Genomic DNA, 23,494 nt, shown 5'->3' on the forward strand with positions numbered 1-23,494 from the left:
TCGTTGGTGGGCGCGCCGTGATTCCCTTGAATACAGGCACCTCGTCGCACTTTGCGACACGCTTCGGCAACCCGTAAGAATCCTTTCATGTTGCGTCCGCAAGATGGCCGCGCACCTGCATCGCGCAGGCATCTCCATCACGCAACGGACCCTCATGCTCAACCGACCCCTGACGATCGCTGTGGCGATCGCGCTGTGCGCTTCCAATGCGCACGCCGCCGACGTGGACGCCACCCTCGACGCCAACGGCGCGCCCAGCGCCCGCACCCTCGACGCCGTATCGGTGATCGGCCAGGGTGAAACCCGCCAGGTGCAGCGCATCACCGCCGTGGACAAGCAGGTGCTGCCGCCCGGCACCAGCGCGCAGAAGATCCTCGACCGCCTGCCCGGCGTGTCGGTGCAGTCCAATGACGCCTTCGGCGCCAACGAGGAATCGCAGACCATCAGCCTGCGCGGCTTCGACAAGAGCCGGCTGGGCTACACGCTTGACGGCATTCCGCTGGGCGACAACAGCTACGGTAACTACAACGGCCTCAGCATCGCCCGTGCACTGATCGCCGAAAACCTGGCCGGCGCCGAGCTGTCCCAGGGCATCGGCTCGCTGGGTGTGGCGTCCACCAGCAACCTGGGCGGCACCATCCAGTATTTCTCGCAGGACCCGTCCACCGAGTTCGGCGGCCGTGCCAGCGTCACCGTGGGCGACGACAACCAGCGCCGTGGCTTCCTGCGCGTGGACACGGGCGATCTCAATGGCTTCTCCGCCTACGTGTCCGGCGTGCACCAGGACGCGGACATGTGGGCCGAACCGAACCAGAACCAGACCACCCGCCAGTTCAATGCCAAGGCCGTCTGGAACGTGGGCGACCATCGCTTCGGTGCCTTCGCTGCCACCTCGCGGGTCAGCCAGGCCAACTACGCCTACCTGTCCAAGAGCATGCTCGAACGCGGCCTCGGCTGGGACTGGAACATCTACGCGCCCGATTGGGACCGCGCGCTCGCCGCCGCTTACTGCGCGCCGGCTACCTACAACGCGCAGCGCTGCGCCTTCAGCGGTGGCGTCAACAGCATCGACGATGCGTACTACCAGAGCCGCGCGCTGCGCGATGACAACCTGTACTCGCTCGATGCCGACCTTGCCCTGGGCGACAGCGCCCGCCTGAAGCTGCTGGCCTACCACCATGAGAACCGTGGCCAAGGCCACTGGTGGGCGCCGGGGCAGGCGTCCAATCCTGGCACCCCGCAGGCGCTGCCGATCTCCATCCGCAGCACCAACTACACCATCAACCGCCAGGGCATCACCGCTGCCCTGAGCTGGCAGCTGGGCCTGCACGAACTGGAGGCCGGGCTCTGGTACGAGCGCAACGACCACAATGTCGAGCGCAACTTCTACTACATCACCGGTCCGTTCCTGGACGACGGCTACCTGAACTACCCGAACCGTCGCCTGTTCGACCAGGACTACGACATCCGGACCCGCCAGTTCTATGTGCAGGATCGGATGCGCTTCCTGGAAGATCGCCTGACCCTGGACGTGGGCATCAAGAGCCCGAACACCCGCATGACTGCCGTGTCCAAGCCCGGCACCGAAGCCAGCTATGCCTCCGGGACGCTGACCGCCAAGGAATCGGTGCTGCCGCAGGCCGGTATCGGCTTCAAGCTCAGCCCCGACAACGAGGTGTTTGCGTCGTACTCGGAGAACATCGCGGCGTTCGTCGGCGGTGGCAGCGGTGGCCCGCTGCAGGTGTCGCCGGAATCGTTCGCCGCCAGCGTGGACGACCTGGAGCCGGAGAAGTCGCGCTCGTTCGAAGCCGGCTTCCGTACCTTTGGCGAGAAGTACCAGGCCTCGATCGCGGCCTACCACGTGATGTTCGACAACCGCCTGCTGTCGCTCAATCCCTGCACCAGCATCGAAGTCGGCACGCGCCCGGAGTGCATCACCCGCTTCATCAACGTGGGCTCGGTGAAGAGCCAGGGCGCCGAGCTGACCTTCATCCTGAAGCCGGTCGACGGGCTGCAGTGGTACAACGCGGTGTCGTGGAACAAGAGCACCTACGAGGACGACTACACCTCCGGTGGCGCGATCGTGCCGGTGGCCGGCAAGATCACCGTCGATACCCCGCAGCGCATGGCGTCCAGCGAGATCAGCTGGAACCGCGATGGCTTCTTCGCCAGCCTGCGCGCCAAGTACACCGGCAAGCGGTATTACACCTACACCAACGACCAGTCGGTGCCGGGCGTGACCACCTTCGATGCGGGCATGGGCTATGCGTTCGGGCCGGGGCTGGGGTTGCGCGACGTCAAGGTGTCGTTGAATGCGACCAACCTGACCAACAAGCGCTACGCCGGGCAGCTGAGCTCATTCGCTCCGACCGATCCGACCGGAACGCGGTACGCGATCCACGCGAGCGCACCGCGGCAGTTGTTCATGACGGTCAGCGCGGAGTTCTGACGGTGGGTCGCCGCCCGACCAATGGTCGGGCGCTACCGTCCGGGGCGACATCGATCCGGGATGCAGGGTAGGTGCCGACCGTTGGTCGGCACATTGCCCGTCATCCCGACACTGCATCAGAACATATGCAATCCGCCGTTCACGGCGTAATCGGCGCCGGTCACATACGCGGCGTCATCCGACGCCAGCCACGCGCACAGGCTGGCCACTTCTTCCGGCTTGCCCAGCCGGCGGATCGGGACCGAGCCTGCCAGGCGGTCCAGCACATCCGGTGGGAAGCTGCTGATGGACTGGCTGGCGATATACCCCGGCGAAATGGTATTGACCGTCACCCCGCGCGTGGCCACCTCATTGGCCAGGGCCCGGCTGAAGCCGTGCATCGCCGCCTTGGCGGTCGCGAAGTTCACCTGGCCGATCTGGCCCTTGTGCGCGCTCACCGAGCCGATGTTGATGATCCGGCCCCAGCTGCGTGCGGCCATGCCGTCGATCACCTGCTTGGTGATGTTGAACAAAGCATGCAGGTTCGAGCCCATCACCGCGTTCCAGTCGTCCTGGCTCATCTGCCGGAACAGCACGTCGCGGCTGCCGCCGGCATTGTTCACCAGCACATCGATCTCGCCGACCTCGGCCTTGACCTTGGTGAAGGCCGCCACCGTGGACTGCCAGTCCGCCGCGTTGCCTTCGGAGGCGATGAAATCGAAACCCAGTTCGCGCTGCTCACGCAGCCAGCCGGCCTTGCGCGGCGAGTTGGGGGCGCAGCCGGCGACCACGGTGTGGCCGTTGCGGGCCAATTTCTGGCAGATGGCAGTACCCACGCTGCCCATGCCGCTGGTGACGTATGCGATGCGAAGGGTCATGTTGGAATCTCCAGGTCAGGCGGCGAAGGGATACAGCGCGCACAGCAGGCTGCCGGCCATCAGCACCAGCGACACCATCACCGCCCACTTCAGGGTGAATTTCTGGTGGTCGGCGAATTCCACCTTGGCCAGCCCCACCAGCAGGTAGGTGGAGGGAACCAGCGGGCTGAGTAGATGTACCGGCTGGCCGGCGAGCGAGGCGCGTGCCATTTCCACCGGGGTGATGCCGTAGTTGCCGGCCGCCTCGGACAGGATCGGCAGCACGCCGAAGTAGAAGGCGTCGTTGGACATGAAGAAGGTGAACGGCATCGACGCCAGTGCGGTGATGACCGCCAGGTACGGCCCCCATGCATCCGGAATGACCGCCAGGAAGCTGTGCGACATCGCCTCCACCATCCCCGTGTTGTTGAGGATGCCGGTGAAGATGCCTGCCGCGAAGATCAGCGACACCACCGACAGCACGTTGCCGGCATGGTTGACCACGCGGCGACGCTGTTCGGCCAGGTTCGGGTAGTTGATCACCAGCGCGATCGCGAAGCCCACCATGAACAGCACCGGCATCGGCAGCACGCCCATGATCAGCGCGGTCATCAGCGCCAGGGTCAACGCCAGGTTCACCCACAGCAGCTTCGGCCGCTTGGTGTCTTCCGCATCTTCCACGGTCGGCAGCGCGCCGTCGTCGGACACGCTGGAGTCCATCCAGCTGCCGCCCTGCGGCAGCTTCACCACGCCCAGCCGGCGACGTTCCTTCAGGCCCAGGTACCAGGCCAGCAGCAGCACCGAAGCGCAGGCCAGCACCATCGCCGGGATCAGCGGCACGAACACATCGGCCGGGTCCACGTGCAGTGCGGTGGCCGCACGCGCGGTCGGGCCACCCCACGGGGTGAGGTTCATCACCCCGCCGGCGAGGATGGTCACGCAGGTCATGTTGAGAGCATTCATGCCCAGCCGCTGGTACAGCGGCAGCATCGCCGACACGGTGATCATGTAGGTGGTGGAGCCGTCGCCATCGAGCGAGATCAACATCGCCAGCGCTGCGGTGCCCAGCACGATCTTCATCGGATCGCCCTTCACCAGGCGCAGGATGATCCGCACCAGCGGGTCGAACAGCCCGGCGTCGATCATCACCCCGAAGTACAGGATGGCGAACATCAGCATCACGCCGGTCGGCGCGATCTTCTTGATGCCGTCCAGCATCATCTCGTCCAGCCCGTTACCAAATCCGCCCAGCAGCGCGAAGATGATCGGAATGGTGATCAGGGCGACCAGTGGCGACAGTCGTTTGCTCATGATCAAGTACATGAACGTAATGACCATGCCAAAGCCGAGGATGCTCAGCATCATCTGCGGACTCCTTGCAACGTAGAAGAGAGGTTAGAAATCGAACTGCAGCCGGCCGGTCACCGCGCGCGTGTGGTCCACCGTGGTGGCAGTCAGGCGATCACGGTTGCGGCTGTCGATCAGGTTCAGCATGAATCGCAGGTTCGGGCGCAGGTACCAGTTGCCGCCCAGCGTCCAGGCTTCGGTGAGCCCGTCGCGCAGGTCGGGCTGGCCGATCAGGTGCTGCTCACCGCGCATCTGGTCGTAGCGCAGCGCCAGCTCGAAGGCGCCGGCCTTGTGCCGGATGTCCTTGATGCGCGCAAAGCGGCCGGTTTTACGGTCGTAGCCGCGCGACTCGCCGGTCACGAACCAGCTCAGCATGCCGTAGCCGGCCAGCACCGTTCCGCGCTGGCTGCCATCGTTGAAGGTGGCGCCACTGAATTCGCCCTGCCATGACAGCGGGCCCTGCACCTGTGCGTACTCCAGCGACCACTTGTTCACGTCGGTGTCGCGGCCAGCCGAGAAATCGACCAGGGTCAGGCGGCTGTTGTCGGACAGGTGTCCGGCCGGTCGCGGGCGGATCCGCAGCGCCGGCACGCCGTTGGCGCCGGGGCTGTCGTACCGCTCGTGCGCCAGCGACAGGCCCAGGTGCCGCACATCGCCCGCGGTGGCGCCCGGCGCCCAAGTGGCGCGGCCACCGGCCGCACGGCCCTTCACCTGCCACGCATCGATGCTTTCCAGGCTGTAGGCGCTTGCGGACCAGGTCATGTCGCCCCTGGCGGCCTGCCACGAGGCGCCCAGCCGGTACAGCGGCGCCAGCGTCGTACCGGCATTGCCGCGCTCCAGGAAGCTGCCGTAGTTGGAACCGGTGCGATCATCGAGCGAGAAGAACTGCTTGAACTGACCCACGCTGAGCTTGCCCCCGCTGAAATCACGGCTGACGTAGACATCCTTGGCTTCCACCTGGTCGCCGGAGAAGTCCGCTTCCAGCTTGTAGTCCACCACGAAGAACCTGCCGGACATGTCCAGCCAGGCACGGCGGATCTCGGTGTCGTCCTTGTTCGGGGTGCCGCGGTAATCGTTGTCGAAATCCGCGAAATCCAGGTGCAGGCGCCCGCCGAAGGTGGCGGTGACCGGGCGTTCGTCGTCGGCATCCTCGGCGGCCCACAGCGGCAGGGCGGGCAACAGCAGGGTGCAGGCGGCCAGCCCGCGCCAGCGCAGGAGATTGAGAACCATGAACCCTCCCAGGTACATGTGGGCGGATCGGCAGGCCGGGGCCGTGCAGTACCGCAGGTGGTGACAGGAGCGACCCGCACCGTGGGGGAGGTGCGATGGCGCAGCCTAGTGCGGCGAAGCTGTCATCCACCTGTCGGCGCCTGCTGCAGCGCAGCGCAACCCACGAAACACGCCGCTCGCGCTACGATTCCTGCATCGCTCCCCATTCCCGTCCCATGCGCATCCTGCTGGTAGAAGACAACCCGGACCTGGCCGACGCCATCGTTCGCCGCATGCGCCGCAGCGGCCACGCGGTGGACTGGCAGAGCGACGGCCTGGCCGCGGCCAGCGTGCTGCGCTACCAGAGCTTCGACCTGGTGGTGCTGGACATCGGCCTGCCCAAGCTGGATGGCCTGCGCGTGCTGGCTGGCATGCGTGAGCGTGGCGACACCACCCCGGTACTGATGCTTACCGCCCGCGATGGCATCGAGGATCGCGTGCAGGCGCTGGATGTCGGCGCAGACGATTACCTGGGCAAACCGTTCGATTTCCGCGAGTTCGAAGCGCGCTGCCGCGTGCTGCTGCGGCGCACGCGCGGCCAGGCCAGCGAAGTGGTGCAGATCGGCGGGTTCCAGTTCGACAACGCCTCGCACCGGGTCAGCCTGGATGGCCAGCCGATCGAACTGCCCAACCGTGAGTACCGCCTGCTGGAAATCCTGATGGGCCGGCTCGGACATGTGGTGGGCAAGGACGAGATCGGCAACGGCCTGTTCGGCTTCGACGACGAAGCCGGCCCCAATGCCATCGAACTCTATGTCGGCCGCCTGCGCCGCAAACTGGCCGACGCCCCGCTGCGCATCGTCACCGTGCGTGGCAGCGGCTACCTGCTCGAAGCCATCGATGGCGCGCCCGATGCCGAGGGGTGACACTCGTCCGCCCAGCTCGCTGCGGCGCACGCTCACCCTGTACCTCGGCCTGCTGCTGGCGGTGTTTGCGGTAGCCCTGCTGTTCGCCGCACGCGACTACGGGCAGCGCGCCGCCAACCGCTCCTACGACCACCTGCTGGTGTCCTCGGCCCTCTCGATCATCGACTCGGTGGCTCTGGTGGATGCGCAGTGGCAGGTGGACCTGCCGTACGCCTCGCTCGACCTGCTCGCCATGGCGCCTGATGACCGCGTGTTCTACCGCGTCTACGACGCACGCGGGCGCACCGTGACCGGCTACCCGGACCTGCCACCGCCGCCGCGCCCGGCCAGCGACGAACCGCAGCTGTTCGACGCGGCCTACAGTGGCGAAACCGTGCGCTTCGTGGTGGTGTCGCGGCGCGTGTCCTCGCCGTCGGCGCAGGCCGAGGTTCGCGTGCAGGTCGGCCAGACCCGGCGCGCGCGCGAAGCGGTGGCGCAGGACATCGTCAACCGTGCGCTGCTGGCCATTGGCGTGCTCTCGCTGCTGTCGCTCGCGCTGGTCGCCTTCGGCGTGCATCGCGCGTTCCGCCCGCTGGTGAAGGTGGAGCGTGAACTGTCGCGCCGCGAGCCGTCCGACCTGAGCCCGCTGGATGCGCGCGTGCCGCGTGAGATGGACCAGATGGTGGCCGCGCTGAACCGTTTCATGGCGCGCCTGTCCAGCAGCAACGAAACCCTGCGCGCGTTCATGGCCGAGGCCGCCCACCAGATGCGCACTCCGCTGGCCGCGCTGCGTGCGCAGGCGCAGCTTGCGCTGGACGACGAGGATCCTGAAGACATGCGCCGCAGCCTGGTCGCCATCGACCGCAACGCCACCCACATGAGCCGCCTGCTCAACCAGCTGCTCAGCGACGCCAGCGTGATCCACCGCTCCAACCTGCAGCGCTTCGCGCCGGTGGACATGGTGGAAATCGTGCACCAGGCGCTGCACGAAGCGTTGCCGCAGGCCTTGCCCGCACCCCGCGTGCAGCTCGCGGTGGGCGTGGCCTCCTCGCGTGTGCAGGGCGATGCGCTGCTGCTGCGCGAAGCGATCAAGAACCTCATCGACAACGCCCTGAAGTACGGCGGCAACGGCCCACTCCAGGTCGCGCTGACCGAAGAAGGTGCATACAGCGTGGTCACCATCGCCGACCACGGCCCCGGCATTGCCCCTGGCGACGCCGAGCGCGTGTTCGAGCGCTTCGCCCGTGGCGAAGATGCCGCACCGGGCGGGGCAGGGCTGGGCCTGGCCATCGTCAAGCGCGTGGTGGACAGCCACGGCGGCCAGATCGACCTGAGCAACCGCCCTGCGGGCGGGCTGGTCGCCACCATCCGCCTGCCGAGGCTGCACGCATGATGCGCATCGTGATGTTGCTGATGTTGATCCTCGCCAGCCCCGCGCTGGCGGAGCCGGGCGACGTGCAGCGCTTCCCCGCCAAAGGCCCGGCCACCGCCCAGCTGCGCCTGCACGGCTCCACCGACATCGAAGTGTTCGGCACCGTCATCGCCGACTACCAGCGGCTGCACCCGGGCACCGAAATCATCTACGAAGACGTCATCGCACAGGACATGTACGCGCAGTACCTGCGCGACCGGCACGGCCCCACCGGCCCGGACATGCTGATCAGCAGCGGCATGGACCTGCAGGCCAAGCTGGTCAACGACGGCCACGCCCTGCCGCACCGCTCGCCGCAGACCGACGCGCTGCCCGCGTGGGCGCAGTGGCGCCACGAGGCCTTCGGCATCAGCTACGAGCCGGTCGCGATGGTCTACAACACCCGCACCCTGCCGGCCGCCCGCGTGCCCAGGACCCGCCGCCAGCTGCTCGAACTGCTGCGCGCGCCGGACGCCCCGTTGGCCGGCAAAGTGGGCACCTATGACGTGGAACGCAGCAGCGTCGGCTATCTGCTTGCCACCCAGGACGGCCAGCGTGGCAGCATGGCCGGCGCCTTGCTGGGCGCGCTGGGCGACAACCAGGTACAGCTGGAAGAGCGCACCGGCGTGCTGCTGGACAAGGTGAGCAGCGGCCAGCTCTCGCTCGTATACAACGTGCTCGGCTCCTACGCCCAGGCCCGCATCGACGCCGGCGCCCCCTTGGGCATCGTCGAGCCGGAGGACTACACCCTCGTTGTGCTGCGCACCGCCGTGATCCCGCGCACCGCGCCCAATGCCGCTGAAGCCCGCCGCTTCCTCGACTACCTGCTGTCCCCGCGCGGCCAGCAGGTGCTGTCGCGCGAAGCGCGCCTGATGTCCATCCTCCCGACCCAACGCGGCCGCGCCCCGGGCCGCAGCTACCGCCCGATCCTTCTGGGCCCGGGCCTGCTGGTCTACCTCGACGGCCTCAAGCGCCGCCAGTTCCTCGACGCTTGGAAGGGCAGCACCCAGCCACGCTGAGCCACGCGGAAAACAGCGGTCGCGCTCCTTTCCGCGCAGGACACGCGTGGCGTGTCGCTACCCGCAGCCGGCGCCGGGACACGCCACGCGTGACCACCCCCCAGCCAAACAACCGCGTAGGGACACGCCATGCGTGTCCGCTCTTCCCCACCGTCCGCACGATCCCAAACCCCGCGTAGAGCCACGCCCTGCGTGGCTGCTCTTAGCCGCAACCTGGAATCGCCCTACAATGCCCCCATGAGCGAAACCACCATCCTCGTAGCCGACGACCACCCGCTACTCCGCGCCGCCGTCGTCCACTCCCTGCGCCAGGCCCTCCCAGCCGTCCAGGTCATCGAGGTCGCCAGCGCGCAGGCTTTGGAGGCCGCCCTCAACCAGCACCCGGAAATAGAACTGGTCCTCCTGGACCTGACCATGCCAGGCGCCCGAGGCTTCTCCTCACTTCTCCACGTACGCGGCTCCCACCCGGACATCCCGGTGGTCATCGTCTCCTCCAACGACCACCCGCGCGTCATCCGCCGCGCCCAGCAGTTCGGCGCGGCTGGCTTCATTCCGAAATCCGCCCCGGCCGATGCAATCGGCAAAGCCGTGGAAACCGTCCTCGACGGCGGCCTCTGGTTCCCGGCGATGGCCGCAGAGCGCTCCGAATCCGACGCGCTGCTCGCTGCCCGCCTCGCGCAGCTGACCCCGCAGCAGTTCCGCGTACTCCTGTGCCTCGCCGACGGCCTGCTCAACAAGCAGATCGCCTACGAACTGGGCCTGGCCGAAAACACCGTAAAAGTTCACGTAACCGCCATCCTGAAAAAGCTCGAATGCGTCAGCCGCACGCAAGCAGCGGTGCTGGTAAAAGCACTCGAGCCCGAAGGAGACGCAACCGCGGGCCTTGACGGCTGACCGGGCGTGGCACAACTCAAGCCGCACTGGTGTCTTGCGGCTGACACATTGATTCTCAGCGGATTTTCACGCGACGGTTTTTGGGCCGCGCGTAGCTTGCCCGTGGGTACGAATCGCGCCCATATCGTAAGAAAAGTCCTCAACTGTCCTAAGACAAATCCGAAAATAAGCGCCGGCGATACCTCAGATACGTCGAAGGGTGAATCGCAGCACGTTTTCACGCTTGACTGAGGATGCAACGGATTCATACCGTACGCCATTGGCCGCCAACAGTCGGAGTGCTGCACGCGGCGCAGCCAATCTCTGTCATCAACGAGCAGTCCCCTCCAGGAAGGAGTTACGGAATGTCGCGTCCTGCATCTGTCTTCTCGCGCACCAGCGTGCCCGCCCTCCTCATTGCACTGGGTCTTCTTCCCGTGGCGCACGCCCAGGAGGTAGAGCAGAAATGGGAGACGCCTGCAGCCTGGGGTCAGACCCTTGGCAGCGAACGCCAGGCTCAGGTGGCCATCGAGGGCATGTTTTCGTCGCTTGAGCAGGACGGGCCGTTCCCATGGAAAGTGGCCAAGACCAAGGTGGGCAGGAACAAGGTGTCTTACGACTATCGCATTACGCCGATGAAGTTGATCAAGACCGACTGGGAGTACAAGTTCGGGAACACCAGCTTTGCCACTGAAGATGAAATGAAGGCCGCCATACTGGCATCTCTTGCGGTTGAACCGGGGTGCCCCGCCAACGAAGTTACCGCCGGGGAATGGGCCGGCATTCCGGCCGGCGGCGAAGGTAGCGGAGCAGATGGAAGCAACACAGGCGAGCGCGCCGATTACGGCGTCCGCTTCTATGCGCGCTTCTCGAGTGAAGTGCCCTGCACACTGATCCAAAGCACACGGGACGTCAGTCGCACTCGCACGGTGAATTGCCCGAACCCGGGCTTGATGAAATGGCGACCCGAGCTTGAAAGCTGTGGAATGGACCCGATGATGGAGTCCGGGTTCCAACAGATGATGAGCTACTCCAGTACGCCTGTCAGCAACCAATGCTCCATCGGTAATCCGTGTGATCCAACGACCGGCGACAAGCATCAGCCGGAACTCGATCTGGACCTTGGCTGGATCCAGCTTACCCGCCATTATCACTCGTTGATGTCCACGCCAAACGGCGGGTTTGGCGACAAATGGACGCACTCACACAATATCCAACTGGCAATCGGTAGCGATTCGGCCGCTTTACCGCCAAGCAGCGAGCTTCTTGTGGGGCTTGTGGAGGCCGATGGCAGCCAGGTGGCGTTCCACCAGACTGGGAACGGCTACGAGGCGGTAAGTGGAAGCGGGGACCGATTGAGTCAGCAGGGGCCGCAATGGGTGCTTCAGCGTCGGACTGAGACACTGCGCTTTGACGCGGAAGGGCGGATGATCTCGCGGACCCGCGATGACGGGACGGCACTCGCCTACGATTACGACGGCATGGGACGACTTCTGTCCATTGCCCACTCCAGTGGCCGCATACTCCGGTTCCATTACAACGCGCCCCAACGTGCCGATCTGGTCAGTGCTCTCTCGGTGGCCGAGCACGTGGTTGCAACTTACGCGTATGGCGCTTTCAATCAGGTAGCGTAGGTGACGTATGCAGACGGCGCAACGCGTTCGTATCACTACGAGGACAGCCGCTTCCCGCAGTACCTCACGGGTGTCACCGCCGAGGATTCGCGCCGATACGGGTGGTACGCCTATGACGCCAAAGGCCGCGTCACCTGCAGCCGGCACTCCGGTGACTGCAGCCAGGTGGATGTAGGCATCGACGGCACACGTCTTGCCTACACCGCCGCCGGTACCGCCGTCGTCACCGACGCTCTCGGCCATGTCTCCACCTATGGGCTGACCGGCAGTGCCGACGGCGGCTATCCGCGCAAGGTCACCGGTGTGACCGACACGCAGGGTGCGTCTAGCCGTACCTACTATTCCCTCACGCAGGATTTCCGTCGCCGCGTGGATACCATCACCGACCGTCGCGGCACGCAGACCAAGTACACATACGGCGCCGGAATCGATTCGGTGACCGGCCAGCCAGTAGAAGTGCAAACCACCATCGAAGCCGTGGGACTGCCTCAGCAGCGCGACATCGAAACCCACACCGACGCCGCTAGTAATCGGGTGGTGCTCAGCCGGGTCGGCAACCGGGAAACCCGCATTACGCGAAACAGCCGCCTGCAGCCGATCACCGTTGCGGTGAAGGACACCGCCGGCAACAGCCTGCGCACCACTGAACTGATTTATTGCGAAGCGGCGGATGTAGCCGCAGGCGGCAATTGCCCGCAGTTGGGCTTGCTGAAGCAGGTGGACGGGCCGCGCACGGACGTCAACGACATTGTGACCTACAGCTACTACCCTGCGGACGACACTGGTTGCGCCGCCGGGGGCAGCGGAAGCTGCAACTTCCGGAAGGGCGATCTGCAAAGCGTGACCAACGCATTGGGCCATACGGTGACGACGCTGGCCTACGACCACTTGGGTCGTCCGCTCTCGATGTCGGACAGCAATAATGTTGTCACCGACTATAGCTATCACCCGCGCGGCTGGCCAACCGTCGTCATAGTGCGTGGTGACACCGCCGCCAGCGACCGTACCACCTGGATAAGCTACTGGCCAACCGGTCAGGTGCAGGAAGTGACCGAGCCGGACGGCAGTTCGGTCACCTATGTCTACGACGCTGCCCGACGCCTGACCGACATCGCGGACAGCGCAGGAAATACCATCCATTACACTCTGGATGATGCTGGCAACCGTCTCAGCGAGAACACTGTGGATGCCAGTGGGTCTCTACGGCGCACCTTGGCGCGCACTTACAACACGCTGGGCGAGCTGACGGCGCTTGAGGATGCGGGTGGCCACGCCACTGTGTTCAGCTATGACGAAGAAGGAAACCCGGCAACGCTCACCGACGCACTGCAGCGCGTCACCCGTCAACAATACGATCCGCTCAACCGCCTCGCCCGGACATTGCAGGACGTGGGCGGCATCGAAGCGGAGATCAAATCCAGCTACAACGCCTTGGACCAGGTCACCCAGGTAACCGATCCGAAGGGGTTGCATACCACTTACGCCTACAACGGCTTCGGTGATCTGACCGGGCAGGTCAGTCCGGACAGTGGCATCACAAGCTTCACCGTGGATGCCGCAGGCAACCGAAAGACCCGCACCGATGCGCGCGGTATTACTGCCGCGTACCATTACGATGCTCTCAACCGCTTGACTGGGACAGGGTACCCGGATCCGAACTTGGACGTGGGCTACACCTACGATGTTGCACCTGCAGAATGCGCTGCTGAAGAGAGGTTTGCTAACGGGCGATTGGGCAAAGTGCTGCATGCGGGTGGCAGCACCCTCTACTGCCACGACCGTTTGGGCCAGGTCACCCGCAAAGTTCAGATCATCAATGGCGTGAGCACCACGTTGCGTTATGCCTATACGAAGGGTGGCCGACTTGCGCGGCTCACCTATCCGGACGGCATCATCGCCGACTACGTTCGCGACAGCCTGGGGCGTATCAGCGAGATCGGCGTTACGCGACCTGGCCAAGCGCGGCAGGTGGTGGTGACCAATGTCACCTATGCCCCGTTTGGCCCGGCGACAGGCTGGACGTACGGCAATGGGCGGCAACTGCAGCGACCGGTAGACACAGACTACCGCCCGCAGGCAGTGCATGACGGCGCGGCTGGTGGACTATCGCTCGGCTTGGGCTACGACGCCGTGGGTAGAATCACTGGCCTCAAGAATGGCAGCGGTTCAACAATGTTGGCCAGGTATGGCTACGACGCTCTGGGGCGCCTAACCCAGACCCAGGACGGCGTCACCGGCACGCCTATCGAGGTGTACGCCTACGACGCCACCGGCAACCGCACCTCACTGACTACTGCCGGCGGCACCGCAATCTATACCTACCCGGCCGACAGCCACCGCCTGCTGGCAGTGGAAGGTGAGGCGCGCAACCACGATACAGCTGGCAACACCGTCAGCATCGGCGGCAAGGAGTACGTCTACAACGACGCCAACCGCATGAGTCAGGTGAAGCAGGCCGGTGTAGTGTTGGAGGCCTATACGTACAACCACCGTGGTGAGCGGGTACTGCGTGCGCCGACGGCGTCCGATGCTCAGGTCACCCTGTACGACGAGGCGGGCCAGTGGCTGGGAAACTACAGCGGGAGCGGCTCACTGGTGCAGCAGGCGATCTGGCTCGATAACTACCCGGTTGCTCTGATCAGCGCCCCGGCGTCCGGTGTGCCAGAGCTTGCCTACATTCAGCCCGACCACCTGGGCACCCCGCGTGTGGCGATCGATTCGGTTCGGGATGTTGCGATCTGGGAGTGGAGCAACAAGAGTGAAGTGTTCGGTGACCAGGCGCCGACGCTAGACCCCGATGGCGATGGGGTAGCGTTTGATCTCGCGCTGCGGTTCCCGGGTCAGCAGGCCACCGAGGCCAGTGAGATGTTTTACAACTATCAGCGAGACTATGACCCTGCAGTAGGGCGGTACTCACAGAGTGATCCTGTAGGACTCAATGGAGGAATCACAACATACGGTTATGTATCATCTCGTCCTATCAACATGACTGACCCGCTCGGTCTAGCCGCAAAATGCACCTGCGATGGTAAGGGGGGCGTCTCCATTGAGATCCCAATTGATTTTCGAGGAAACCCTGACGCTGACGTGGTGGAAGGCATGGTAGCGGCGATTGAATCGACGTGGTCTACGCGCGGGTTCGAAGTGAAAGTAACGCAAACATCGGCTCGTGGAGCAAATCGTGTTGATATTGTACCGGGAGTCGGCGTATCAACAGTGACTGGTCATAGCCGCGGGAAGTGGTTCGCAGACAACCACAGTTGGGTGGCCGCCCATGAAGCCGGCCATCTCATGAAGTTCAAGTATGGCGGGCGGAATGACATGTACGAGATGACTTCTAGCGAGCCCCGTAGGACTACGCCATTGCCAGGATGGGAAGGAAACATAATGGGCGAATTCCCTGGGGTTCCGGACTCCCGTGTCAGGGATGCGATTAAGGAGAGCCTGAAATGCAAATAGCTTCCACAAAAGCGGCGCAGCTCGCGTCCGTGCTTCTGGCTACCTTGCTGGCGTCATGTGCGACGACCAGTGGTGCCAGACCGCCGTGGGTGGAATCAAACAATGGAAGACTGGCAAGCGCGAAGCGGGTTCCAATCGGTTCGGATCGAATACTGTTGCTTGATGCTGCTGCTGAAGAGGCCGCCGTCAAATGGATGCAGGGCACTGGAGTTGAGTCGGTTCCCATAAAGGACGTCGACGCCGGAATCGTGAGGGGCGTGAGCAAAAGAGGTCTCAGTGATCTCGATTCGTCCTGGTATCTAGTTCGGGCGGTTGGAGACGGTGGCGGAGGCGTGTTTTTTGCCTTTGAGAGTGGCCTCGAGGTGCATGTTGTGTACAACAACCTTGGTCCCTGCAAGCCGCTCTACAATCGAGTGGTTGCTATTCAGCTGAATACTCCGCCAGAGAGGGTTTTTGCGGACTGTGGCGGCGGGCGCTAGCACGGAGCGATCGAGTCGCAGTGTATGCAGCTATTCCTGGTGCGCGCCTTGCGTTCCGTTTAGATCTGCGACCTGCCCTGTAGAGCATGGCCTACGAACTCGGACTCGCCGAAAACACGGTAAAAGTCAACGCAATCGCCATTCTCAAGAAGCTTGAATGCCATAGCCAGTCAAGCAGCAATGCTGGTGAAGGCCCTCGCACCAGAAGGCGACGCAGGCGCGGACCTGAACCAGACCAGGCGCGGGTGGCAACGCGGTGTCAGCCGCGCGTTGGCGAAACGCAAGCGCCGTTGAAATTCGGCCGCCCGTAGACCGCCGATGGGGTCGCATCCCAATCGACCGCCGACATTGTTCGGCATTGCGATTTCGGCATGATCCGAACCGAAGGCGGCGTTTCGCTAGAAGCCAAACACGAATCAACGGCACCAGCGCAGCTCCCGGTTCCAGCCGAGCCGATTAACGCGTCAGCTGGTTCTACGTGCAACGTGGGGAGCGTCCGAGTTCTGTCCGCAAAATGCCTGTGCGGATCGGTCGCCTCCCGTCTCGAAACCACCCAACTCAAACGCAAAAAAACCGCCAGCGGCGGGTTTCTGGAAAAGGACTGGCCCCGCGAGCGGGGCCAGTACGTACCTAGTGTCATCACCAGTAGTGGAGGCTGGGAGAGAACGTGTTCCTAGGGCTGCAAACGCAGGCTACCAGAACCCGCAATGTCGACGAAGTGTCGTTTGCGACGATGAGTAGTGTGCTTCTATCGATACTCAAATATCATTCGAAACAAGCGATTTAACTTTGCGCTCTGTATGGCGCATCGTGTTGCCTCGGAGCTTGAAATCTCCTCGAACACACAATCTGAGGAGGTCCTATGTCGGGAGGGTGGCGGAATACAACACCTTCGCGGGAATACGTCACGCCGTGTGTGTTCGAGCGGATTTCAATCTCCCGACTCCCTTGCCATTCCGGCGAGGGAGACTTCCTCGGAGGTGGTAAATGCGTCGTTCAATACCGGATTCACCCTCAATCGAACAACCGCAGACGGGCATCGGGCTGCAGGTGCCGGAGATGTTGCGGATTGGATCCTTCAAGCATCCCGGAGGCCATCGGTTGCCCGGCGGTGGTCGTATTCCCTGCCTCATCCTGCGTGGCATGTGGTTGGAACGATTCGAGCTGCGGGTGGGTAGTCGTGTGCTGGTGGAAGTGGGGCGCGGGAAGATCACCCTGACGTTGGATGAGACGCCCGTGCCTGTGCCGTATCGGTATCAGGACCATTCGCCGAGGAAGAAGCGGCGGGTGGCGGATACGACAGTTGAAGATGTGTTGGAGTAACACGGATCGGTGCGATGCCGCGGGATGCATCTGGTAGGGTCGCATCTTGATCGACCGCCTACGCCGTTGGAACGTTTGGTAGTGGCATGGGCGTCAGCGAAGAAGCGCATTCTCTTTCAGGGGTCATGCGTTCGTCGCACGTAGCAACGTTGCGTGCAGTCGACCGGGGTCCGACCCTACCTAAGCAGTATTCCTGGCGGGCGGGTTTCGCACTGGTTCATGCCTGGGCATCTGCGTGCCCCTTTACGCGGACCAGCAGTATAGGGGCGGTCCAAAGATCCCTGGAGCGCCAAGATTCTCTATGTCCAGGCCCCAGAATGCATAGAACGTGTCGTCTTCAGGGCGGTACACAAGCCAATACCCGTCCGACTTTGCGACGCAGAATCCGCTGATCCTCACGCCGTCAGAAATATGGGGAAAGCCTGGCGCTACGGCCGTTGCGGACAGCTGAAATGGCTCACATGCGTTACGTTTGATGTCTTCCGCCAGCTCAGAAAAGTAGACGACAGGATCTATGGGGTCATGGACGTATACGCCAGTGCCATCCGCGAGGCGAGACTCTAGTTTTTCAACAATCGGATTCATATGCCGTGCTCTTTCGAGGGAGAGGGCGGTATCGGATACTGCAGAGTCTCACCAGGCTTTTCGCCGTGCCAGGGAGTATCAATGCGAGGTGCCGATCTGGAAGACGCAGGTCGATAGAGTTCCCCATTACCCTACCGAAGCAACACCTGCCGGCGGACGCCCCCCGGTAGGGTCGCATCCCGATCGACCGCCGACCAAACCCGAACGTTCGGTAATGGCACGACCATAAACGAAGAACAGCATTTCGCGCCGGTGAATTGCGCACCGGACTAAGCCCTGTGCCGCACCAGCAGCTGCGTCATCAGCGCACGTAGGGCCGGCGGTCGTACCGGTTTGGACAGGAAGCCCCAGCCGTTTTCCGCGGCATTTTCCTTGAGCGCGTCGTCGCGCTCTGCGGTGACCAGGATCACCGGTGGGCGCGCCTGCCAGAGCTCGCACAGCTGTTCGTACAGGTCCGGGCCGTGCCATTGGCCCATGCGTACGTCCAGCAGCACCAGCTGCGGCACGTTGAACGTGGAGGCAATTTCCAGCGCTGCCTGCGGGCCGTCGGCCAGATCCACGACGCAACCCCAACGCTCCAGCAGCGCCCGGGTGGCCGCGCACACACGGGGGTCGTCGTCGATGCTCCAGACGCGGCATTGGCGCAGGGGGCTGTCATCGCCAGCGTCGGCGGGTACTGCCGGTGCGGGAGCCGGGGCAGGTATCGCCGCCGCGTCGCCCATTGCCACCGTCACCGCGAAAACGCTGCCGCGCCCCAACGTGGAGCGCAGGCTGATGCGGTGGCCGAGCAGGCGGCCGATACGCTCCACGATCGCCAGCCCCAGGCCGGCGCCGCGTTCCTGGTCCACGCCGTCATCCAGGCGGCGGAACTCCTCGAAGATCTCGCCCTGCAGACTTTCCGGAATGCCGGGACCCTGGTCGTGCACTTCGATGCGCAGCTGGTCGCCGACCCGCCGGCAACCGATCAACACACGCCCGCGTGGGGTGTAGCGCAGTGCGTTGGACAGGAAATTCTGCAGGATGCGGCGCAGCAGTGCTTCATCGCTCACCACCACGGCACGGGTGTCCACCCAGTCCAGTTGCAGCCCACGGTTCTGCGCGGCCAGGCCGAACTCGCGGGCCAGCGTTTCCAGCAGCGGCGACAGCGCGAAGGCATGCACGTGGGTCTGCAACGCCCCCGATTCCAGCCGGGAAATATCCAGCAGGCTGTTGAGGATGGAGTCCTGCGCGGCCAGTGCCGCATCCACATGCTCGCTCAGCTCGCGGGCATCGCCACTCAACTTGCCGCGCAGCACGGAAACGAACATGCGAGCGGCGTTCAATGGCTGCAGCAGGTCATGCACCGCCGAGGCCACGAAGCGGGTCTTGTAGCGGTTGGCGCGCTCGGCTTCGCGGCGGGCTTCGTCCAGGTCGCGGGTGCGCTCGGCCACGCGGTGTTCCAACGCGTCGGCCAGCGAGCGAAGTTCGCGTGCGGTGTTCTTGTAGGCGGTGATGTCGGCGTAGCTGGTGACGAAGCCGCCATCGGGCAGGGGATTGCCACGAATCTCAAGTACGGTGCCGTCGTCCTTCTCGCTCTCGCGCATGTGCGGGCGGCCGCTGCGCAGGTGGTTCAGGCGGCGCTCGATGGCTTCATCGATGGGGCCGGGCCCGAGCAAACCGCGGCGCGCGTTGAAGCGGAACGCTTCTTCAATGGGGCGGCCGACCCGGATCAAGTCGGGTGGGAACCGAAACAGTTCCAGGTAGCGCGCATTCCAGGCGACCACGCGCTGTTCGTTGTCGATCACCACCACGCCCTGTGGCAGGTGCGCGAGGCTTCGGCTGAGCCCGCTGTCGGCCTGCTGGGCGGCCTGCAGGATGCCGTCCTGCGCGGTACGCAGCTCCTGCGCATGCTGCTGCAGCACCGTTTCCAGCTCGCGTCGGCTGCGCTGACGGTGCGCGGCCAACCGGCGACGCTGCTGCACGAACAGGCCGAGGAAGCACAGCGCCAGCCAGATGCCACCGGCGGCCAGCGCGGTGCTGCGCCCCACGGCACCGCTGGCGCCGGCATCGTGCAGCAGGTGCAGCTTCCAGTGCGGGTCGTTCAGCACGTAGGTCTGCCACAGCACGGGGCTGGACAGCGACGGCTGCATCACCCGCACCATGCGCCCGCCGTCTTCCAGCAGCGTCAGGGTGAGTGCTTCCAGTGGCTTCAATGAGCGGTCGGCGTACTGCCGGGTGGCCATCATCTCGGCGCGTTCGGCCGGTGCCAGCGGGCGCAGCAGGCGGTAGCGCCACGCATCGCCGTTGGCCAGGAACACCACGTCGTGGGAATCGCTGGCCAGCACGATGTCGGTACTCTGCAGCCATTCCTGCTCGAGCGCACGCAGTTCGATCTTGATCGCGATTACGCCCAGCACGCTGCCGGCGTCGTCGCGGATCGCCTGCGAGAGGAAGTAGCCGGGCACGGCGGTGGTCATGCCGATGCCGTAGAAGCGGCCGCTCCCGTTGGCCATGGCCTGCTGGAAATAGGGGCGGTAGCTGTAGTCCTCGCCCACGTTGGTGGTGGGCTGGTCCCAGTTGCTGGCGGCCACGGCGACGCCATGCCGGTCGATCAGGGTCAGCGTGGACGCGCGGGTGACATTGTTGGCCTGCTGCAGCTTGAGGTTCAGCCGCTGCCGCTCGGCGGCGTCCAGTGGCTGGCGCAGGGCCTGCTGCAGGTCCGGGTCAAGCGCCAGCACCTGGGGCAGGGTGCCGAAACGATCGATCCGCTGCTGCAGGGTCTGCGCGTACAGGTCCAGCTGGCGGCGGACCTGGCTGCTCTCAGCGGCCAGCGCGCGCTGTTGCGCGTAACGTCCGGCAACCAGCGCAGCCAGCAGCGTCCCGCCGATCATGACCAGCAGGGTCAGCAGCAGAGGGCGGTAGCGGGCGGCGCGGTACATGGCACCAGTTTACGGTGCGTTGGCGGGTGCACGTTGCGTGCACCCGCCCAGGTCGATCAGAAATGCACCTGCGCACGCAGCTCGAAGATTTCCGGCTTCGTCCGCACACCACGCCGGCTGGCATCAGCCCACACGTAGTTCGCCTGGAACTTGAAGTGGCTGGTCAGGTACCAGTTCGCACCCACGGTCCAGTCGTGCTGGCGGCCACCGAACACATCGGCGTCGTCCAGGTCGATGCGGCTGTAACGGGCCAGCAGTTCCACCGCGCCGTAGTTGTGGGCCGGCTTCACGTTGGCCACGGCGCCGGCGCTGTACGGGCGCGATTCACCGGTGACGATCCAGCTGCCCATCACGTACTGGCCATCACCGGTGTAATCCGGCTTGCCATCGCGGGTGACGGTGGTGCGCAGCGCTTCGGCCTGTACCGAGAACGGGCCCTTGATGTAGATGCCTTCCAGGCCGGTGCGGCGGATCTGGTCGGCGGTGACCAGTGCGCCCGAATCCACCAGGCGGATGTCGGTCAGGCCGGCTTCCGGGCGCGCGCGCAGGCGGGCGCTGGCGTCGAAATGCACGTCACGGCCATCGCGGTAGCCGCGCGGGTTTTCCTGCGAATAGGCCAGGCCCAGGTGGATCACGTCGCCCGGCGCCTTCACCGGGGTCCACACGCCGCGCACGGCCTGGGTGGTGCCGGGGTTGTCGCCCTGCAGGTCCTTGCCACCGTAGGCGCCCACCTGCATCAGGTAGGCCGGGCGCTCCAGCACCCACTCGGCACCGGTGCGGCGGCCTGCGTAGAAGGCCTGCACGGGCAGGGCGGTTTCCACGAAGCTGCCGGCGCGCGAGGAGGTGTTGGAATCCAGGCCCACCGGGGTCTTCATGTAACCGAAGCGGAAGCGGCCCACATCCTTGCCGAACAGCGCCTTGCTCTCGAAGCGGAAGAACACGTCCAGCCAGGTGTCGGCCTGGAAGTCGTAGTACACCATCGCGTCGTAGACGCCCTTCTTCTTCAGGGTCGCGCCGAACTCCTTGCGGCGCACCGCATCGTCATCCTCGAACGCGTCTGCGCCCGAGAAGTCGTTGAGGTCGTAGGCGATGTTGGCAGTGGCGGCCAGTTCGGTGCCGTCGCTGAAGGACACCTTGGTCGGCCAGTTTTCCCAGTCGGCGGCCGAAGCGGCCAGGGGGGCGGACAGGGCGGTAAGAGCGATGAACAGGGGGGTCAGGCGCATGGAATAGGGTCTGGCTTCGAAAAGTGGGGCAGAACAACAACGGCCGCGAACGGGAAAACTGTTGGGCGACAAGGCCCGGAACGACACGGCCACCCGCCGCCGTGGGGGCGCGGTGCCCGTGCAGTGTAGGCACTGCAGTTGGCTGAACAGGGGGGCTAGTACCAATAGGTTATCTGCGTCTGGATGCAGCGGGCGTAAAAAGGCGACGCCCGATGCCGCCGCCCGCGGCCGGCATCCCCGTGACACTGCCGGAGCTTCCCATGCACGTTCCCACCGCTGCCCCCCTTGCGGCCAAGCCGCTGCCGTTCTACCGCCAGCTGTATTTCCAGGTGGTGGTGGCCATCGTCCTGGGTGCCATCCTCGGCCATTACGAGCCGGCCTTCGCCGAATCGCTCAAGCCTCTGGGCGATGGCTTCATCAAGCTGGTGAAGATGATCATCGCCCCGGTGATCTTCCTGACCATCGTCACCGGCATCGCCGGCATGACCCACCTGCGCACAGTCGGCCGGGTCTTCGCCAAGTCGATGGCCTACTTCCTGTTCTTCTCCACCCTCGCGCTGATCGTGGGCATGGTGGTGGCGCACGTGGTGCAGCCCGGCGCCGGCATGAACATCAACCCGGCCGACCTGGACCAGACCGCGGTGCACAGCTACGTGGAGAAGTCCCATGAGCTGACCCTCACCGGCTTCGTCCTGGACATCATCCCGGCCACGCTGGTGAGCGCGTTCGTGGATGGCAACATCCTGCAGGTGCTGTTCGTGGCGGTGCTGTTCGGCATTTCGCTGGCCCTGGTGGGTGAGCGCGGTCGTCCGGTGCTGACCTTCCTGGAAGCGCTGACCGCCCCGGTGTTCCGCCTGGTGCACATCCTGATGAAGGCCGCGCCAATCGGCGCCTTCGGCGCCATCGCCTTCACCATCGGCAAGTACGGGGTGGGCTCGCTGATCAACCTGGCCTGGCTGGTGGGCTCGTTCTACCTCACCGCGTTCCTGTTCGTGGCGGTGATCCTGGGCGTGGTCTGCCGCCTGTGCGGGTTCTCGGTGTTCAAGCTGGCCCGCTACCTGAAGGCCGAGCTGCTGCTGGTGCTGGGCACCTCGTCCTCGGAATCGGCGCTGCCGTCGCTGATGGAAAAGATGGAAAAGGCCGGCTGCAGCAAGTCGGTGGTGGGCCTGGTCGTGCCGACCGGCTACTCGTTCAACCTGGACGGCACCAACATCTACATGACCCTGGCTGCGCTGTTCATCGCCCAGGCCACCAACACCGAACTGACCCTGGGGCACCAGATCGCGCTGCTGCTGGTGGCGATGCTGAGCTCCAAGGGCGCCGCCGGCGTGACCGGTGCGGGCTTCATCACCCTGGCCGCCACCCTGGCGGTGGTGCCGGAAGTACCGGTGGCGGGCATGGCGCTGATCCTGGGCGTGGACCGCTTCATGAGCGAATGCCGCTCGCTGACCAACTTCATCGGCAATGCGGTGGCCACCGTGGTGGTCTCGCGCTGGGAAGGCGCGCTGGACCGTGACCGCCTGGCGCTGGCGCTGGACGGCCGCGAAGCCGAGCTGCCGCCGCTGGCCACCGACGACCTGCCGTCGCCGCTGACCGCCCCGGCTCGCTGAGGTCTGTGGCCGGGCCCCGGTGCTCCCCGACGGGGCCCCGGGGCCCGGCTTTTTCCGTGCAGTATCCTGATGGTGTCGTCTGTCATCAGGGCCCGGCAGGCTGGCCTTACATACGCCAGCGAAGGGCCTGTTTTGTGCAGTCGCAGCACGATCGCGACAGCGTAGCGACAGGTCCGGCCACGCCAACGGGGGTATGATCCCCTGTTCCTCTCGC

At 64.8% G+C, this 23,494-nt stretch carries 13 protein-coding genes and 2 pseudogenes; 10 read left to right on the forward strand and 5 right to left on the reverse strand.

Features of this window, described 5'->3' with window-relative positions; translation table 11 throughout:
* Positions 1-154 precede the first annotated feature (154 nt).
* Entirely contained in the window at positions 155-2,449 is a 2,295-nt protein-coding gene (locus FSZ13_RS09245) for a TonB-dependent receptor (RefSeq protein WP_145479237.1), read from the forward strand.
* 116 nt (positions 2,450-2,565) lie between these two features.
* On the opposite strand, the gene phbB is transcribed toward FSZ13_RS09245, so the two are convergent.
* Genes phbB through FSZ13_RS09260 form a run of 3 tightly spaced genes read right to left on the reverse strand, consistent with a single transcriptional unit; the run spans position 2,566 to position 5,862 of the window.
* Complete coding sequence (phbB, locus tag FSZ13_RS09250; RefSeq protein ID WP_145479238.1) at positions 2,566-3,306, reverse strand: acetoacetyl-CoA reductase; 741 nt, start codon at positions 3,304-3,306, stop codon at positions 2,566-2,568.
* A 15-nt stretch (positions 3,307-3,321) separates the two neighbouring features.
* A complete protein-coding gene (locus tag FSZ13_RS09255; protein WP_145479515.1) occupies positions 3,322-4,647 on the reverse strand; it encodes a CitMHS family transporter in 1,326 nt (441 codons plus the stop codon).
* A 33-nt stretch (positions 4,648-4,680) separates the two neighbouring features.
* Complete coding sequence (locus FSZ13_RS09260; RefSeq protein WP_145479239.1) at positions 4,681-5,862, reverse strand: OprO/OprP family phosphate-selective porin; 1,182 nt, start codon at positions 5,860-5,862, stop codon at positions 4,681-4,683.
* 215 nt (positions 5,863-6,077) lie between these two features.
* Between FSZ13_RS09260 and FSZ13_RS09265 the strand changes: the two genes are divergently transcribed.
* The 8 genes and pseudogenes from FSZ13_RS09265 (at position 6,078) to FSZ13_RS09300 (ending at position 16,944) form a co-directional block, all read left to right on the forward strand.
* Positions 6,078-6,767 (forward strand): response regulator transcription factor, encoded by a 690-nt coding sequence (locus FSZ13_RS09265; protein WP_145479240.1) that lies wholly within the window; start codon positions 6,078-6,080, stop codon positions 6,765-6,767.
* Complete coding sequence (locus FSZ13_RS09270) at positions 6,742-8,139, forward strand: sensor histidine kinase N-terminal domain-containing protein (RefSeq protein WP_428999978.1); 1,398 nt, start codon at positions 6,742-6,744, stop codon at positions 8,137-8,139. Before FSZ13_RS09265 ends, FSZ13_RS09270 begins: the two co-directional genes overlap by 26 nt.
* Positions 8,136-9,176, forward strand: a complete 1,041-nt coding sequence (locus FSZ13_RS09275; protein ID WP_186308880.1) for an ABC transporter substrate-binding protein — start codon at positions 8,136-8,138, stop codon at positions 9,174-9,176. The genes FSZ13_RS09270 and FSZ13_RS09275 overlap by 4 nt, the downstream gene beginning before the upstream one ends.
* 237 nt (positions 9,177-9,413) lie before the next feature.
* Entirely contained in the window at positions 9,414-10,070 is a 657-nt protein-coding gene (locus tag FSZ13_RS09280) for a LuxR C-terminal-related transcriptional regulator (RefSeq protein ID WP_145479242.1), read from the forward strand.
* A gap of 344 nt (positions 10,071-10,414) precedes the next feature.
* Positions 10,415-15,142 (forward strand): annotated as a pseudogene (locus tag FSZ13_RS09285) (RHS repeat-associated core domain-containing protein).
* The gene (locus FSZ13_RS09290; protein WP_145479243.1) at positions 15,133-15,621 is read left to right on the forward strand and encodes a hypothetical protein; all 489 of its coding nucleotides are present in this window, start codon (positions 15,133-15,135) and stop codon (positions 15,619-15,621) included. The pseudogene FSZ13_RS09285 and the gene FSZ13_RS09290 overlap by 10 nt, the downstream one beginning before the upstream one ends.
* 86 nt (positions 15,622-15,707) lie before the next feature.
* A pseudogene (locus tag FSZ13_RS09295) lies at positions 15,708-15,837 on the forward strand (LuxR C-terminal-related transcriptional regulator); the annotation flags it as partial.
* Positions 15,838-16,608: 771 nt separating this feature from the next.
* Positions 16,609-16,944 carry a hypothetical protein gene (locus FSZ13_RS09300; protein WP_145479244.1) on the forward strand — a complete coding sequence of 112 codons (336 nt, stop codon included), beginning with the start codon at positions 16,609-16,611 and terminating at the stop codon, positions 16,942-16,944.
* Positions 16,945-17,798: 854 nt separating this feature from the next.
* Here FSZ13_RS09300 and FSZ13_RS09305 read toward each other — a convergent pair.
* Both FSZ13_RS09305 and FSZ13_RS09310 read right to left on the reverse strand, forming a co-directional pair.
* Positions 17,799-20,447 carry a hybrid sensor histidine kinase/response regulator gene (locus FSZ13_RS09305; RefSeq protein ID WP_145479245.1) on the reverse strand — a complete coding sequence of 883 codons (2,649 nt, stop codon included), beginning with the start codon at positions 20,445-20,447 and terminating at the stop codon, positions 17,799-17,801.
* 56 nt (positions 20,448-20,503) lie between these two features.
* Positions 20,504-21,670, reverse strand: coding sequence for an OprO/OprP family phosphate-selective porin (locus FSZ13_RS09310; RefSeq protein WP_145479246.1), 1,167 nt, complete (start codon positions 21,668-21,670; stop codon positions 20,504-20,506).
* Positions 21,671-21,930: 260 nt separating this feature from the next.
* Here FSZ13_RS09310 and FSZ13_RS09315 point away from each other — a divergent pair, with 260 nt between their 5' ends.
* Positions 21,931-23,280 carry a dicarboxylate/amino acid:cation symporter gene (locus tag FSZ13_RS09315; RefSeq protein WP_145479247.1) on the forward strand — a complete coding sequence of 450 codons (1,350 nt, stop codon included), beginning with the start codon at positions 21,931-21,933 and terminating at the stop codon, positions 23,278-23,280.
* Positions 23,281-23,494 lie beyond the last annotated feature (214 nt).

The sequence above is a fragment of the Stenotrophomonas rhizophila genome, assembly GCF_007667275.1.
GTDB lineage: Bacteria > Pseudomonadota > Gammaproteobacteria > Xanthomonadales > Xanthomonadaceae > Stenotrophomonas > Stenotrophomonas maltophilia_AE.